This is a genomic window from Chryseobacterium capnotolerans (genome assembly GCF_021278965.1).
GTDB classification, from domain to species: domain Bacteria; phylum Bacteroidota; class Bacteroidia; order Flavobacteriales; family Weeksellaceae; genus Chryseobacterium; species Chryseobacterium capnotolerans.
In genome coordinates this window covers 4,972,550-4,987,308 of the sequence record NZ_CP065589.1, presented here as the reverse complement: position 1 = coordinate 4,987,308, position 14,759 = coordinate 4,972,550, and the positions used below count along the sequence as shown (strand labels likewise).

At 34.6% G+C, this 14,759-nt stretch carries 14 protein-coding genes; 5 read left to right on the top strand and 9 right to left on the bottom strand.

The features are described 5' to 3' along the window. The first annotated feature begins 131 nt into the window (after positions 1 to 131). Positions 132 to 1,613, top strand: coding sequence for a T9SS type A sorting domain-containing protein (locus H5J24_RS23740; RefSeq protein WP_082811060.1), 1,482 nt, complete (start codon positions 132 to 134; stop codon positions 1,611 to 1,613). A gap of 147 nt (positions 1,614 to 1,760) precedes the next feature. Here the strand turns inward: H5J24_RS23740 and H5J24_RS23735 are convergent, their stop codons facing one another. The 5 genes from H5J24_RS23735 to H5J24_RS23715 all read right to left on the bottom strand — a co-directional run bounded on the left by H5J24_RS23735 (position 1,761) and on the right by H5J24_RS23715 (position 5,233). Then, positions 1,761 to 1,913: a hypothetical protein gene (locus tag H5J24_RS23735; RefSeq protein WP_167386964.1), complete on the bottom strand. Its 153-nt coding sequence runs from the start codon at positions 1,911 to 1,913 to the stop codon at positions 1,761 to 1,763. Continuing rightward, complete coding sequence (feoB, locus tag H5J24_RS23730) at positions 1,913 to 3,946, bottom strand: ferrous iron transport protein B (RefSeq protein WP_068941269.1); 2,034 nt, start codon at positions 3,944 to 3,946, stop codon at positions 1,913 to 1,915. The genes H5J24_RS23735 and feoB overlap by 1 nt, the downstream gene beginning before the upstream one ends. Next, on the bottom strand, positions 3,946 to 4,200 hold the full coding sequence (locus H5J24_RS23725; RefSeq protein WP_082811058.1) for a FeoA family protein: 255 nt from the start codon (positions 4,198 to 4,200) through the stop codon (positions 3,946 to 3,948). Before H5J24_RS23725 ends, feoB begins: the two co-directional genes overlap by 1 nt. Before the next feature lie 134 nt (positions 4,201 to 4,334). Further along, on the bottom strand, positions 4,335 to 5,099 hold the full coding sequence (locus H5J24_RS23720) for a GLPGLI family protein (protein WP_232815917.1): 765 nt from the start codon (positions 5,097 to 5,099) through the stop codon (positions 4,335 to 4,337). Beyond that, a complete protein-coding gene (locus tag H5J24_RS23715) occupies positions 5,096 to 5,233 on the bottom strand; it encodes a hypothetical protein (protein WP_232815916.1) in 138 nt (45 codons plus the stop codon). Before H5J24_RS23715 ends, H5J24_RS23720 begins: the two co-directional genes overlap by 4 nt. Before the next feature lie 194 nt (positions 5,234 to 5,427). Here H5J24_RS23715 and H5J24_RS23710 point away from each other — a divergent pair, with 194 nt between their 5' ends. Beyond that, positions 5,428 to 5,925 carry a DinB family protein gene (locus H5J24_RS23710; protein WP_068941265.1) on the top strand — a complete coding sequence of 166 codons (498 nt, stop codon included), beginning with the start codon at positions 5,428 to 5,430 and terminating at the stop codon, positions 5,923 to 5,925. Between the two features lie 55 nt (positions 5,926 to 5,980). On the opposite strand, the gene H5J24_RS23705 is transcribed toward H5J24_RS23710, so the two are convergent. Next, positions 5,981 to 8,656: a MipA/OmpV family protein gene (locus H5J24_RS23705; RefSeq protein ID WP_232815915.1), complete on the bottom strand. Its 2,676-nt coding sequence runs from the start codon at positions 8,654 to 8,656 to the stop codon at positions 5,981 to 5,983. Between the two features lie 695 nt (positions 8,657 to 9,351). Between H5J24_RS23705 and H5J24_RS23700 the strand changes: the two genes are divergently transcribed. Then, positions 9,352 to 10,233: a cupin-like domain-containing protein gene (locus tag H5J24_RS23700; RefSeq protein WP_068941263.1), complete on the top strand. Its 882-nt coding sequence runs from the start codon at positions 9,352 to 9,354 to the stop codon at positions 10,231 to 10,233. Positions 10,234 to 10,293: 60 nt separating this feature from the next. On the opposite strand, the gene H5J24_RS23695 is transcribed toward H5J24_RS23700, so the two are convergent. Then, entirely contained in the window at positions 10,294 to 12,018 is a 1,725-nt protein-coding gene (locus H5J24_RS23695; protein ID WP_068941261.1) for a M14 family metallopeptidase, read from the bottom strand. A gap of 108 nt (positions 12,019 to 12,126) precedes the next feature. After that, positions 12,127 to 12,384 (bottom strand): hypothetical protein, encoded by a 258-nt coding sequence (locus H5J24_RS23690; RefSeq protein ID WP_068941259.1) that lies wholly within the window; start codon positions 12,382 to 12,384, stop codon positions 12,127 to 12,129. A 129-nt stretch (positions 12,385 to 12,513) separates the two neighbouring features. On the opposite strand from H5J24_RS23690, the gene H5J24_RS23685 reads away from it, so the two are divergent. Both H5J24_RS23685 and H5J24_RS23680 read left to right on the top strand, forming a co-directional pair. Then, positions 12,514 to 13,062 (top strand): SMI1/KNR4 family protein, encoded by a 549-nt coding sequence (locus H5J24_RS23685; protein WP_068941255.1) that lies wholly within the window; start codon positions 12,514 to 12,516, stop codon positions 13,060 to 13,062. Position 13,063: 1 nt separating this feature from the next. After that, a complete protein-coding gene (locus tag H5J24_RS23680; protein ID WP_068941253.1) occupies positions 13,064 to 13,912 on the top strand; it encodes a hypothetical protein in 849 nt (282 codons plus the stop codon). Positions 13,913 to 13,934: 22 nt separating this feature from the next. On the opposite strand, the gene H5J24_RS23675 is transcribed toward H5J24_RS23680, so the two are convergent. Continuing rightward, positions 13,935 to 14,681 (bottom strand): metallophosphoesterase family protein, encoded by a 747-nt coding sequence (locus tag H5J24_RS23675; RefSeq protein WP_068941251.1) that lies wholly within the window; start codon positions 14,679 to 14,681, stop codon positions 13,935 to 13,937. Positions 14,682 to 14,759: the final 78 nt, after the last annotated feature.

The following is a 14,759-nucleotide window of genomic DNA, read 5'->3' as shown; positions in this document are numbered from 1 at the left end:
TGTTTTTTAATAAAACCGCACTAATATTCAATAAAAATAAAAAAAAATACAACATAAATTAAATACATTTAATTATTTAAGCATATAAACTGCTGTTTTTTATAATTTTATCATAAAAAAACTTATTTACTATGAGAACAAATTTAATAAAAACAGCTTTGCTTACCTCATTGCTATTCTTTATGAATACATTAATTTTTGCACAAAAAGTGTACGCAAGTAACCAAACCTCACAAATTTATGGAGTGTGCCTTCTCTGCTCTATTCAAAATCCACAATATGCCGTGGGAAATAATGAAAATGATTATTCTTCTATGCAGATTCCATTGGGAACTATTGCCAGACTCGAGCAGAATCTGATTTTTCCTACAACAACAAAACAAAATAAGGTTGTCATTGGGATCGGAACTGCCCAAGCATTGTCTTTAGCTTTACTAGGAGGAGTAGCAATAGAAACATTCAATGGTAACACTTCAAATAATGATTATAAAATCATCACCAATGATTTACTCAAACTGGAAATATCAAATCCAAGCAGAGGAACTATTGAAGTTTTTGTTTCTAAACCATATGACCGGCTAAAGATAACTTTAAACAGCGGCCTTCTTAACCTTAATGGTGCCCTTAGGATATATTACATCTATCACAAACCCGAAGCCTGTACTTTCCCCCCTTTCGACCCCTTACATTATTATTCTTTCAATGGTAATATTAACGACGCTGTTAATGGCTACAATATGACAAGCACTGCCAGTCCTATATTCCAGAATAATATGCCTTGTGGCCAAGGGCTAGGAACTACATCAGAGACTCCAAAATATAGTCTGACAGCCGGATATAAAAAAGAAAATGGTAAAACGTCCAGCGACTTAGCACTTCATCATACTATTTCTTTTTGGGCAAAAACAGAACAGCAAGAAGGAAGCGAATCTCCAAAGGTAGTTGTTGAGCCAATACTTGATAGACTTATCATACTTCCTGATAGTCTAAAGCTAAAACTTTCGTCGGCATATCCAAGTTTCGGATTTTTCGATAATATAGAGTTTGGTCAAGTACCCAACACATCAACCTCTTTCAACCATTATGTAATTAATACAAAGAATGGTTTGATACTGGTATATAAAAATGGTAAGCAAATAGCTAATAATGAAGCACCATTCTATCTGGAATGGGGAACTATGCCTATATTCTTAAATTTATTAGGAGATGATGTTTCAAATATCATTACGCTCAACCAAGCACAAATTGATGAATTTATAGTATATGACAAAGTACTTACTCCGGAAGAGATTCAGATATTGTATACTTCATATAACTGGTCACCATCAACTCCGTCTGATTCTACTATAAGCAGAATGAAAAACACTTCAGCAGAAGAGTGGTTCACAGTATCTCCCAATCCATCTTCCGGTCAGATTACTTTAGATGGCAATATACTTCTATCAGACTCACAGATCTCCCTCAGAAACCTTTCCGGAAAAGAAGTATACCAATCGAAACTGAATTTTAAAACATTTGATTTGCCGGATATTTTGCCGGACGGAGTATATATTCTTAGCCTTAAAACCAAAGACAACAAAGTATATAGCCGTAAGATTATTCTGACAAGATAACAGGAACAATTAAAATATCTGTACAAGCAGTCTCTTATGTTTACTAAATATAAGAGACTGCTTTTCCTTTTCTATTTACTGTTATCTCCAAACAACAGCTTCTGGCTTACCAAAATTGAATTTTTCATTAAAATGAAATTACTTATTTTAAGAACAGCCGCAATCTTTGTCGCAGCTTGATCTTTTGGAGCTGAATTTTTTAGGGGCAAAATTCTTTTTAAGCACTTTGAATAAAGAATAGCAGGCAAATGCTACCAATAAAGCAATAAGTACATACTGAATAATTAATGAAGAATCCATTATTTTAAAATTTGATATACTATCATCGACACAAAATATGCCAAACCTGTCATCATAGCTACCTGAAAGCCCGTCCATTTCCAGCTTTTAGTTTCTCTATAGACTACTGCCAGTGTAGACACACACTGCATTGCAAACGCGTAAAACAGAAGAACGGAAATTCCGGTTGCAAAACTGAAGACTTTTTCTCCGTTTGGCTTTACATCTCTTCTCATTTTATCAATTACTTTTACTTCCGGAGCATCATCCTCGAGGCTATACAGCGTTGACATGGTTCCAACGAATACTTCTCTTGCGACAAAGCTGGTCAGGATTCCTACTCCCATTTTCCAATCGTAACCCAGCGGAGCGATCAGCGGCTCTATTCCTTTCCCCATTTTAGCCAGGTAAGAATGATCTAAGTGAACATCTGAAGCTACAAACTCATTTGGTTGTTGTTTTGGTCCGAAATAGCTTAAAACCCAGATAATAATACTTACAATGAAGATTATTTTCCCTGCTCCGGTAATGAAATCCCATACTTTTCCTAAAACCATTTTAAGGTCATATCCAAAAAGTGGTTTTTTATAAGCAGGAAGGTCCATTACCAAATATGTTTTTCCATTGTCTTTAATGAATCTTTTCAGAATAGCCGCAGAGAATAAAGCCACTAAGAACCCCAAAAGGTACATTCCCATCAGAACCAAAGCTTTATATTTTATTCCTAAGAACGACCCTTCTGAAATAATTAATCCGATGATAATACTGTATACCGGAAGTCTTGCAGAACACGTCATAAAAGGTGTTACCAATATCGTAAGTAATCTTTCTTTAACGTTCTCAATATTTCTTGTGGAAATCACAGCCGGAATTGCACATGCTGTTCCTGAAACAAGGGGCACAATACTTTTCCCGTTCAATCCAAATGGGCGAAGAAGCCTATCCATCAGGAAAACAACTCTTGCCATATATCCTGAATCTTCCAATAGGTAAAGGAAATATAGTAAAATACCAATCTGTGGGGCAAAGACTACAATTCCACCTATTCCCGGAACAATCCCGTTAGAAATCAGTGAATTGATTGGCCCTTCCGGAAGATGTTCTCCTGTAAAGGCTGACAGCCAAGAGAAAAATTCTTCAATCCAATTCATCGGATATTCTGCAAGGAAAAAAACACTTTGAAATATTATTAATAAAATCAATAAGAAAACTACATATCCCCAGAATTTGTGCACCAAAATTTTATCCAGTTTCTCTGTCAGCAATTCTTTGAACTGAGGTTGTTTGGAAATGACGTTAGCCAGTATTTTATCTACATTCTGATATCTCCTAACTGTCTCCTGAACCTGTAATCTTTTAGGAACCAAACTTTTAACCTCAGAACCATTGATCTGATCCATTGCGGGATCTATTTTTTCAAGATCTGTTCCCAGTGAAAGACTCATCCAGGCCTTATATTCATTCTCAAACCCTTTTTGAGAGATCAGTTTCTGAATAAAATCTTTATGTTCGTTCGGTGTTTCAAAAGAGGCTTTATCAGCCTTCAAAAATGTATTGTTATAAACAGCTTCCCTCACTTCATCAATCCCAATCTGTTCCTTCGCATTGGTTTGAATGATCTTAATCCCTAATGCTTCTGAAAATTTCTGAACATCTATTGTGATCCCTCTTCTTTCCGCCTGATCGATCTGGTTAACGATCAGAATCATCGGGATGCCAAGATCCTGAATCTGCTGGAATAGAAGAAGACCTCTTTTTAAACTTAATGCTTCAAGAATATAAACAACTCCAGCATAGTTCTTTTGTTCATCAATAAGGTATTTTGAGAAAATAGCTTCATCTTCTGAACTTGGATATACACTGTAAGAACCCGGAAGGTCAATAACTTCAACATCCTCGTTTTTATAAGAATAGTTTCCCGAATGACTTGCTACGGTAACTCCGGCATAATTTCCGGTTTTCTGCTTTTTGTTACAAAGCGCATTAAAAACCGTTGACTTTCCTACATTAGGATTTCCGACTAAAAGTATCTGTTTTTTCTTGTTTGCCTGCATTAATTCAATTCTTCAACAATGATATAATCTCCTTCTTCCTCACGAAGAGCAATCCGGCTTTTCTCAGCTCCAAATTCCACATACATCGGTCCATTGAACGGAGCCTGGTACAAAATCCTGAAAACGGTCTCCGGTAGAAGCCCCATTTCAATGATTTTATTGGGCATTTTCAGATGGTCATTATCATATCCCAATATCTTTCCCATTTTGTTTTTAGGAAATCCACTTAATTTATGTAAATCTTTCTCTTTCAAAGCCCTATTTTTTTGTAGTGCAAATATACGCTATTTAAATTTAATCTAAATAACGTTAGGCCGATAAAAAAATCAACCCAAATACATTGCTGTACCTGGGTTGATTCGGAATATAATTTAGTTGATATGAATGCTTATTTTTTCTTTTTGTCTGAAGAAGACTGTCCTTTTTCAATAGGGTTATCATTCGCGTTAAAGTAATCCTTCGTCATTTTTTCCTGTCTTTTAAGGGCGTCCCCAATGGTTACATCTGATCCCGGCATCTTCATATTCATCATTTCCGGAGTCACTCTTTGTCTGATTTCGGCCATGGGATCTTGTTTAAAACTCGCGTAAGCCTTCTCAAATTTTTCTTTTGTGGTAGGTGTCACGGTATTAGAAATACCATATTTCGCATTGATCTTATCCGAATAGGATAATTCCTCATAATTTTCAATCTTTTTATTTCCGCTCAACATCCACGAATAGTTCTTCTCATCATCTTCAATTTTAATGATTAAACCCGGAAGGCCATAAAACTTATAAGGACCATCCTGAAAGGGAATATCTGAGCTGAACCATGCCGTCCATTTTCTTCCTCCATATTCTGTAGTTGCTTTTTGAGTATTATATTCCCCAATTTTTTGTTTTTCAGGCTGAATACTCCAGTTGAACTTAATAGGGTCATCGTATCCAAATAAATTCATGCTTACTCTATCCACATACTGTTCTTTCATTTCTGGATAAGTCTTCACGATTTTATAAGCAAACTTAGGCATTCTGATAAGTTTCGAAATATCTTTCCATGTTTTGGCTTTCTCCATTTCCTCAACAGCAACTCTGATAATAGAATCCTGTGAAGGAATGGTATAATCCTGATAAATAGATTTTTTAGGAGTAATATCCAAAATTGTTATCAACTTATCCAGCTTTGCAGAATCTTTTTTGGCTTAAAAGTAAGCTCATAAAAGAATCGGTTAGCTGTTTCTTTAGTCTCCTGAGCATAAGCAAAGGCAAAAAGTGTAATAAGAAATACTGAAAATAGCTTTTTCATTCCTCAAGTTTTATTAATTAGTAATCACTCTTGGAGATTTGTTACAGTTTTTTTTCATTTTTTTTATGTGGGAAGATGAGGATAGAAATTAATATTGATCAACCTATAATTGCCTGCATGGAAAAATTATGATTCTCTTAAAACATTTTCAGGGATAAAAGCTATAACTTTAATCTTCTCAAAAACAAAATATTATGGATACTTTATCACAATTTAAAAATGAGTTAGAGGCCGAATACCAAACCACCAGAAAATTCTTTGAAAATTATCCTGACGGAAAAAACGACTTTGCGCCTCATGAAAAAAGCATGAAAATGCTGCCCCTTGCCACTCACATCGCTGAAATTTTTGAATGGCCCAACACGATGCTCACCACTTCAGAACTTGATTTCGGCAAAGGAGATTATCAGCCTAAACAACTTTCTACAAAGGCTGATCTTCTTCAAACTCTTGATCAGAATTTTAAATCTGGAAGAGAAGCCCTTGAAAGTGCTAATGAGAACGATCTTACGTCAAGCTGGGCACTGAAAAACAACGGAGAAGAGCTGGCAAAATGGTCTAAGTATGAGTCTATCCGCCACGCTTTGAATCAAATTACCCACCACAGAGCGCAATTGGGTGTTTATTACAGGATTAATAATATCCCTTTACCTGGAAGTTATGGTCCTTCTGCTGATTATCAGGCTTTTTAATTAATGCGTTATATATATCAACAAAAAACCAATCCGTTCTGGATTGGTTTTTATTTTATTTAAAGTTGAATTTTACAGTAAACATCACTTGGCTAGGACGGAGCTGCATTGTTGTTTGTTGAATCGTTGCATCTTTTACGCTCACTTTTTCAAACACTTTTCTGTCTGCAATATTCATCCATTTTAGCTCGAAATCAACTTTTTTCTTAGTCCAGCTAAACTGATAAGATAAGTCAAAAAATCCATTATTGAATTTTGTGTCTCCCAATTTTGAATTGATCTGATCCCAATAGAAACCAAGCGTATGACCTTCCAAAGGATAGAAGAATACATTTAAATTGTGTGTATAGCCTTCAACCTTTCCTAAGTTTCCCGTCAAATAAGCATTTGACTGCTTACTCCAGGTTTTGGTTGCGTTAAAATCTATACTCATCCATGAGAAATAAGTATTATTAAATTTAAATCCCAGTGTATTTGCATCGGTCTTATTATCAATTAAATCCGCATTTCTTATCAACTGTGATTTTGATAAACTATTCGTGAAACTAAAAGAAGCATTAGTTTTAAATTTTGGAAAATACTTACCAATTTCTGCATAATAGCTATTGCTTGTTCTTTTATTTTCTCGTTCGATATATTCAATCACACTAAATCCTAACTCATTAACAACACTTGATGCCAATAAATTGTTTTTAGCGTCACTTAATCTATACCCTACATTAAAAAAGAGATTATTGAGCGGGTTTCTGTACTCCAATCGAATTCCTCCATTTTTAGTGGTGGTCTCAGGTATTGGGTTTTTAGGGTTCATTACATTAAATCCTCCCGGGCTTGTCAAAATATATCCCGCATATGCAGTTTGTATATCTCCAAAATTATTAGTGATTCCTCCACTCATACTTGCTTTAAAGAAAGAAGCAAAGGAATATTGTGCAAAAATATTAGGTGTAAAGGTTACTTTATTTAAAGACTTTGAAACATTTCTGAACTGATCTTCTGCTTTTATATTATTAAAGTTGACTGGAAAGCTGGAAAATATGCTCCATGCTTCTGATTTATAATTTATTCCCACTGAAGCAGATGGATTTACCCTTGTAAATTTTAAATTGTTTTCATAAGCTGGACTGGTAAAATCTGGTTGATTATTATTGGTAATCCCGTAAAAATCACTAGTTAATTTATCTGATGAAAAGTCAATTCCCACTTGCGGCGTAAATGTCCATCCTTTGGCAGAAAAGCTAATGCTTGCGGAATGAGATGTATCTAGATTTTTAATTCTAAAACTTTGTAAAACAGAACTTCCCGGAATAAATTGAATTGTTGAAAACTTTGTACTATCCGGCGCTTTGTAAGGAAACTTTAAATAATCTGCTGGAGTAATTTCCAATACCTGCTTATCATCCTGATAGCTGATATAAGATTTAAAGTTTACCATTTTTTCTTTCCAAGGGATGATAGTACTCAAGGAGTTCTGAAATGAGGATGTTGGAGACTGTAGCGCCTCATTCCCAAATCTATATCCTATTTTGTCATTTCTCTCCGCTAAGGCTCTGTCTGCATTCCAAAACTGAGAGAATGTTGTTGTATTTTTAAAGAAACCCTTTTTGGCATTTTTAGTAAAGATTAATTCTCCTTTTAACTTATCTGTATAAAAATGATTCAAAAATCTCATATTATACTTTGTTCCTTGCTGAATATCTGTAGTTGAAGTATTTGATTCTCTTTCCACCGCGTTGTTTGTATAATTAGCGTTGGCTTTAAGTTCCCATTCTTTTTTCTTATCAATATTGGTAAGGTAATTGGCCGAAAGATAGTGTACACTGTTCAATAAATATCTTTTTACCGGAAGATCTGGTGTTTCAGCATTTTCAACACTCAACCAATTATTTGGGGTAACATTACCCCTTCTTCCTTCCCAGCTATTTCCAAAAGCAAGTATATTCCCTTCATTTTCTACCTGCTCACCCATATTATTCGTCTTGTAATTAACTACCCATTGGCTTTTCTGCCCGAAAAACATGGGAGTCAGTTTTACATTCCAAAGCCAAGGTTCTCCAAAGCCGGTTCCTACTTCGCCACGACCTGTCATCGTTACGGAATTCTTAAGCTTAATATTAATTGCAGCCTGCTCTGAGGGTACTTTATCCTGAAGGATTTTTACCGGCTGGTGGTTTTCAAGGACTTCCACTTTTTGTACAGCATCTTTTGGCAGAGAATTGTTGATGGTCCCATATCCGCCTTCCATAAGGTCTTTCCCGTTAACATAGAATTTATTGATGGCATTTCCCTGATATAAGATGGTTCCGTCTGTATTGACTTCAATTCCAGGAATTTTTTTCATAACATCAGCCAGGGTTCTGTCATTTTTACTGTTGAAAGCTTTAAGATCATAGGAAATGGTATCTCCTCTTGCTGTGATCATTTTGGTTTTCAGCTGTACTTCCTTAATTTCCGTAGCTTCAGACTGCATTTTAAAATTCAGGGTCTGATCGCTGTTGCTTATTTGTTTTGTAAGAGGTTTCTGGTTGAATGCTTTTACTTTAAGATCTACATTGGATTCCGAAGAGGTAAAAGTAACCTTGTATTCTCCTTTTGAATTGGTAATTCCATAAGCAAGAATAGCATCTTTGCCAGGTTCTTCAATGGTTACGCTGGCACTTGGTATGCCTATCCCGTCATCATCTGTAATTTTTCCGGAAATTGTTTTCTGCGCAAAGGTGAATACCACCATAAAAAGCATTAGAAATAAGGAAATATTTTTTTTTCATATTCATGATTTGAATAATTAGTTAATCATTGTTGTTTTTCGTTACACTTTCTTTAAAGATATATTTTTAGCCGAAAAGTTAAATTGTATCACTATAAAAATAGTGATCTTTTGGTTTTTTAGGAAGAAATCAAAGGAAATTATAGTTTGTTTTTACCATCCGGTATAAAAGTACCTATAAAAGATTTTATAACCGCTCTTTACTCCATCTCTTTAAGACATAAAGCATTATTAATCAAAGGATTCGTATTTTATTTAAAAAAGTTGAACATTTTTTTAAAATAAAAAATATTCTTATGTCAACTTTTTTTTAAAATAAAAATCAAAATTATTTCCCCATATGTTGAATTGAAATAATATAAGTACCTTTAAATCTTTATTTTATCCTCTTTTTGCAAAAATTGACTGTGAAATAAAAATAATATCTTTGCATCAGAATGGATTTTTATTCATCTATTTTGTGTTTTTTACCCTGTCATTCAATTGCAGGGTATTTTTATGTATTGATAGGTAAATAAACATTTTAACAGTAATTTTGAGAATATTAAATTTTAATTTAGACTAAATAATATAATTAAAATTGCATGATAGATAAAAAAAAATTTAAACGCTGGTTTGTAAATATTTATTTAATAATTTTGTAACATAAAATTTACAAAATGGGAATTATTTTAAAGCCTATAGATGTTGTAGATGACATTTCTAAAGAGGAATTCTTCGAAAAATATCTAAAGCCAAGAAGGCCCGTTGTCATCAAAAATATGGCAAAAAAGTGGCCTGCTTACCAGAAATGGACAATGGAGTATATGAAGGAGGTAGTAGGAGATGTGGAGGTCCCGTTATATGACAGCTCAAAGGCAGATCCTTCAGCTCCCATCAATGCTTCTGCAGCTCAAATGAAATTCGGTGATTATATAGACCTTATTCAGAGAGAGCCTACTGATCTTAGAATTTTCCTTTTTGACCCCATAAAATATGCCCCAAAACTTCTGGAAGATTATATTTCTCCAAAAGAACTGATGGGAGGTTTCCTTGACAAATACCCGAATATGTTCTTCGGTGGTAAAGGTTCTGTAACTTTCCTGCATTTCGATATTGATATGGCGCATATTTTCCATACTCACTTCAATGGAAGAAAACATATTCTTCTTTTTGATTATAAATGGCGAGAAAGATTATACCAAATCCCTTATGCAACTTATGCTTTAGAGGATTATGATATTGAAAATCCTGATTTCACAAAATTTCCGGCATTGGATGGTGTAGAAGGTATTGAATGCTTCCTTGAACATGGAGATACATTATTTATGCCTACAGGATGGTGGCACTGGATGAAATATCTTGACGGATCCTTCTCTATTTCATTGAGAGCATGGGATAAATCATGGGCAGTAAAGGCACATTCTTTATGGAATCTTACAGTACAGCGTAAATTTGATGACATTATGAAATCTAATTTCAAGAAGAAATACATGGACTGGAAAGAAAAGATGGCGATAAAAAGAGCAGAAATAGCTTTAAAAAGAGGCTTACCAAAATAAATAAAAAGACGTTTCAATGAAACGTCTTTTTATTTAGCTTATACATTAATAATCAATTATTTACAAAACCCTATATACCGGGTACTGCCTGAATGTTTTTTCTTCAAAATAAGGAGAATGTCTGTACACCCAATCCAATTGAGCCTCCCCATCTTCGGACAGCTTTTGATCTGATTTTTTTGCCGCTTCAAAGGCTTCTTTCAGCTTTTGATCTTTTTTTAGCAGTTCTGCTGCAGTGTCTTCAAAGATATATGCTGAATAATATTCTTTCTGAGCCAGAATACCATCAAAGAAATTCCAGTTAAAAAAAGAATCTAATGCTTCAGGTTCAAGAGTTTCTATAATGTATTTAACTCCAGGCTGATCAGTAGAAACAATATAATCCCCTGAAGCAAATATCTGATCTTTTTTGGAAGCATCTACTGTAGTTTCGTAATGCAGATAATGTCCTTCGTAAGGGTTTTTAACGGTTTTAAAGTCTTTGATCTTATAGGATTCGACAGTGATGGTACTGTCCTTTCGAATTGATTTCAACTGAATTCCGTTTCTCTTAAATTCTTCAATGATCCTGTATTGTGACTGTGGAATCACATAGTACTTAGGAATTGTAATGTATCCTGTAGGAACGGCAGTCGTAAAAAGTTTTATATTTTTTGTAAAAGGTTTGTTTCTATCATAATATAATCTTGGTTTTCCTGAGATTTCGCTTGGTTTATATTTGCCTTCATACCCCTTAAAATCCATGGTTGTATACTTTGTAGAATCTATTTTCCAACGGATTCCATATTGTTTACCTGCCTGATACTGTTTAAGATTCTCTATACGAAGCTGTTTTATCTTTTGATAATCTTTATCGAGATTCTGTACATTCACCAACATATATTTATAGGTAGCATCAACTCTTTTATCATAAGGTTTCAGCATGTGTGTTTCAGGAACGGTTCCTAAAGAATTGAATAGAGTGGTATATCCTGTAGAATACCTCGGAGAGTCTTCGAACGAAGCGAAACCAACTTCCGGAACATCCCCATGAATATTGACGTAAGGAGTACTCTCATAACCCAGCTTTTTCATATCATCAAGATTTTTAGCTTGATAATCATTATAGAAATAGGATCCTAATGTGTTTCCTAAACGTTCTTTAAAGGTTGAAATATAGGTAAATGTATATTGATAATCTGCTCCGTTACTGACATGGTTATCTATGAAGACATCTGGTTTCAGCCATTGGTAGATTTCCTGGAAGCTTCTTGCATTTTTAGTGTCAGCTTTGATAAAGTCTCTGTTCAGGTCATAATTCCTAGCATTTCCTCTGAATCCATACTGTTCCGGGCCGTTTTGATTGGCTCTGGAGTGAGACCCTCTGTTCATCATTCCGCTGATATTATAAGCTGAAATAGCAGCAATAATAAAGTTTTGCGGAGTTTTAATTTTTTGGGTTGCCAGATCTCTCATCAACATCATCGTGGCATCAATTCCATCCGGTTCTCCAGGGTGAATCCCATTGTTGACAAAGAGAACTGCTTTGTTTTTTCTCAATTTTTCGAGATCTTTTTCAGGAAAAGGATTGTACACCACTACATAAATAGGCTTTCCATTATCATCTTCTCCTTTTTTAAGGTATTGGATGCTATTAAAATTTTCGGCCAGATCCTGATAATAGGCATTCATTTCATCATAGGTAACGGTTTGATTACCATTTCCTTTTTCAAAAGGGGTCTGAAATGATTTCTGAGCAAAAATAAAAGAAGAGCTTAAGGTAAGCAGGAGATATTTCAGTTTCATTATTGTCATAATTTTCAGGATTTAAAATTAGGCAATATGATTGTGTCAAAAAAACGAAATATGAATCAATCTGTTATTTTTTCTGCATTGTATTCATTGAAAATACGATTACAAATTTCTTGATTTGATTTCTTTATTGACCAGATTTAAGTTGATCAGTAAAGGCATCATCGTTACAGGCATTACGATGAAAGGGGTGAACGCAACAAAGGGAAACCCATTAGTTCCTTTAATAACCAGAAGTGAGATGAAAGCGATGATTCCCAGCGCAAAAATAACTCCGAAGCCAATAGAGACCCCTTTAAGTGTATTTCTTTTTTTAATCAGGTCATTATCCGTTAGTCCTTCGTAAATATTTTTCTTCATGATGCTTACTTTTTACAAATATAACTGGTTTCAGCGATATAAAATATTGGACAGAAAAGAGGAAAAATCACTAAGTTTGAAAAGTGGGTAATAAGATCACTACTCTAACCAGATTATAGAACTTTAATAATGAAGACAGAATTTATCAATGCTTTGCATACCCTGAAAGAATGGATTTCAAAAAATGAAGTTATTTTCGAAACTCTTCAATGGAAAGATAGCCAACAGATTGTAGAATCAGAAATTTTAAAGTTTATTGTTCAACCTATTTCGAATGCAGAAATAGATGAAATAAAAGCTTTTACCCAATATTTGCTTCCTGATTCTTATTATCATTTTTTAGCCGAAATTGGAAGCGGGCAATTTCTAATAGGTGAATATTTACCTTGTTTTGAAATCTATAACCTAAAGCAATTACAAGAATATAACGCTCATGTTCAACAGGAGATTGAAGCTGCAGAAATAAACGATCATTTTATCATGATTGGTTCTCATTGCTCTATGGGTGACTGGATGGGATTCTGCACAACAAGAAAGGATGAGAGAAACTATGATGTCTTTTGTCATGAATATCCTATTGATGAATATACAGAGGTTTCGGATGAATTGAATTCATGGAGAACTTTTGAAGAATGGGTTATCAAAGCTGTTGAAACGAAAGGAAAAGAAACGTTGTAGAATGTATATAGGAACTACCATACAAGGAAGACCGGATCAATTTATTATCCTCGAAAAAGGAGATTTGGCAGAGGACTGTTCTTCGTTAATGAAAGAGAAGGGTATTTACAATCTTATTGTTTCAGGGAAACAAATTGATGAAAACGTCCTGACTAACATCACATTCTCTGAGGTATTCAGCGAAATCAAAATATTGCATATAAAAGATACAGCATTCAATACAAGCGAGGAACTTTATCAATTTAAAAATGTTACACGACTAGAAATCAAAAACTGTAAGTTCAAAGGAAAGGAAGCTATCGAATTGGCCCAATTGAAGCATCTGAGGGAGCTTTTTACAGGTTATTCCAAACGTTTTCAGAATTTATTTAATCATCCTTCACTCAAAACGCTGTTTATTGAAAACTTTGAAGATCCAGGATTTGAATTTCCTGTTAATCATCAGCTGGAAACGCTTTCGATTGAAGAAAGTAAAGAGTGCCTTTGGGCTTCATTACCTAATTTAAAAGCAATAAAATCGCTCTATTTAGTGGATATTCCTTCGGTTGTGGATATTAGCTGGATTACTGAGTTCTCACATTTAACGGATATTGATTTTACTTCCTGTAAAAACATGGAAAATGTAGTGGAAAATATATCTGAAGTCCTCACTTTAAAAACCATTTTCTTAGCGTATTTGGGAGATTTTAATTCATTGTCTCCTTTAAAAAAACTCATCCATTTGCAAGAACTTACCATTGAAAATGGCGGCAGACTAATGAATAAAAAGAATATTGACTTCCTTCATAAAATATCTGATCTGGAATTTAGTATTGACATGAAAAATTGTGTAATGAGTAATGACAATTAAAGAACCCATACAATCCTGTATATCATCTTTTTAACACGTCTCCATTCCTTCCTTTTTCATCAGGATATAAGAAAGGAAGAGGATCACTTTGCCAAAATTCGTTGGTTTCAATATCCATGATGGATAATGCTCCAGTAAATGCAGCTCCGGTATCCATATTCCATATATTGGCTTTCTGGACGGGCGTTTTACTTCCAATATCCAGTGTCGGAGTATGTCCAATAAATATTTCCTTGTAAAGAAGCAGCCTTTTAGGATATAATATGGAGTGTTTTTGCAGTTTCTTATCCATGGCTACCGCTGTTTCCCAAAGAGTTCTGTCCCAGCGGTAATTACTAGAGTAAACTTCTTTCTCAGGGCCATGCATGGAAGAATATCCGGCATGAATAAACAAGCGGTTCTGGTCATCAACATGATAACTTTTCATGCGTTGAAAAAACTCAAGATGAATTTCCAGATCTTCCGGGGAATACTTTTCATAGCTTTCTACGGTGCTTTTTCCTCCATTGGAAAGCCAGACACCAGGTCCCTCCCCACGGGCCAGCCAATCTTCACACCAAACATCGTGATTTCCTTTGATGAAAATACAATCCTGTTTTTCGGAAAGTTCTATTAAAGACTGAATGACCTGGGAAGATTCGCTCCAGCCGTCTACATAATCTCCAAGAAAAATTAATCTGTCATCCGGGGTAACCTCGGCTCTTTTCAGTACCTGCTGCAATGCCTTAGCTCCGCCGTGAATATCTCCTATTACTAATGTTCTGTTCATTTCATGCTTTAGTTGGTGAAAAGATAAGCCATTATCTTTACATAATGGCTCTGTTTTTAATTCAATACTGTTGTTTTT

Excerpts from the sequence above, each read along its gene's own strand:
- H5J24_RS23740 (WP_082811060.1), top strand. The coding sequence starts at position 132 with ATGAGAACAAATTTAATAAAAACAGCTTTGCTTACCTCATTGCTATTC.
- H5J24_RS23735 (WP_167386964.1), bottom strand. The coding sequence starts at position 1,913 with ATGGATTCTTCATTAATTATTCAGTATGTACTTATTGCTTTATTGGTA.
- feoB (WP_068941269.1), bottom strand. The coding sequence starts at position 3,946 with ATGCAGGCAAACAAGAAAAAACAGATACTTTTAGTCGGAAATCCTAAT.
- H5J24_RS23715 (WP_232815916.1), bottom strand. The coding sequence starts at position 5,233 with ATGAAAAAGCTATTTTCAGTATTTCTTATTACACTTTTTGCCTTTGCT.
- H5J24_RS23710 (WP_068941265.1), top strand. The coding sequence starts at position 5,428 with ATGGATACTTTATCACAATTTAAAAATGAGTTAGAGGCCGAATACCAA.
- H5J24_RS23705 (WP_232815915.1), bottom strand. The coding sequence starts at position 8,656 with ATGGTGGTATTCACCTTTGCGCAGAAAACAATTTCCGGAAAAATTACA.
- H5J24_RS23700 (WP_068941263.1), top strand. The coding sequence starts at position 9,352 with ATGGGAATTATTTTAAAGCCTATAGATGTTGTAGATGACATTTCTAAA.
- H5J24_RS23695 (WP_068941261.1), bottom strand. The coding sequence starts at position 12,018 with ATGAAACTGAAATATCTCCTGCTTACCTTAAGCTCTTCTTTTATTTTT.
- H5J24_RS23690 (WP_068941259.1), bottom strand. The coding sequence starts at position 12,384 with ATGAAGAAAAATATTTACGAAGGACTAACGGATAATGACCTGATTAAA.
- H5J24_RS23685 (WP_068941255.1), top strand. The coding sequence starts at position 12,514 with ATGAAGACAGAATTTATCAATGCTTTGCATACCCTGAAAGAATGGATT.
- H5J24_RS23680 (WP_068941253.1), top strand. The coding sequence starts at position 13,064 with ATGTATATAGGAACTACCATACAAGGAAGACCGGATCAATTTATTATC.
- H5J24_RS23675 (WP_068941251.1), bottom strand. The coding sequence starts at position 14,681 with ATGAACAGAACATTAGTAATAGGAGATATTCACGGCGGAGCTAAGGCA.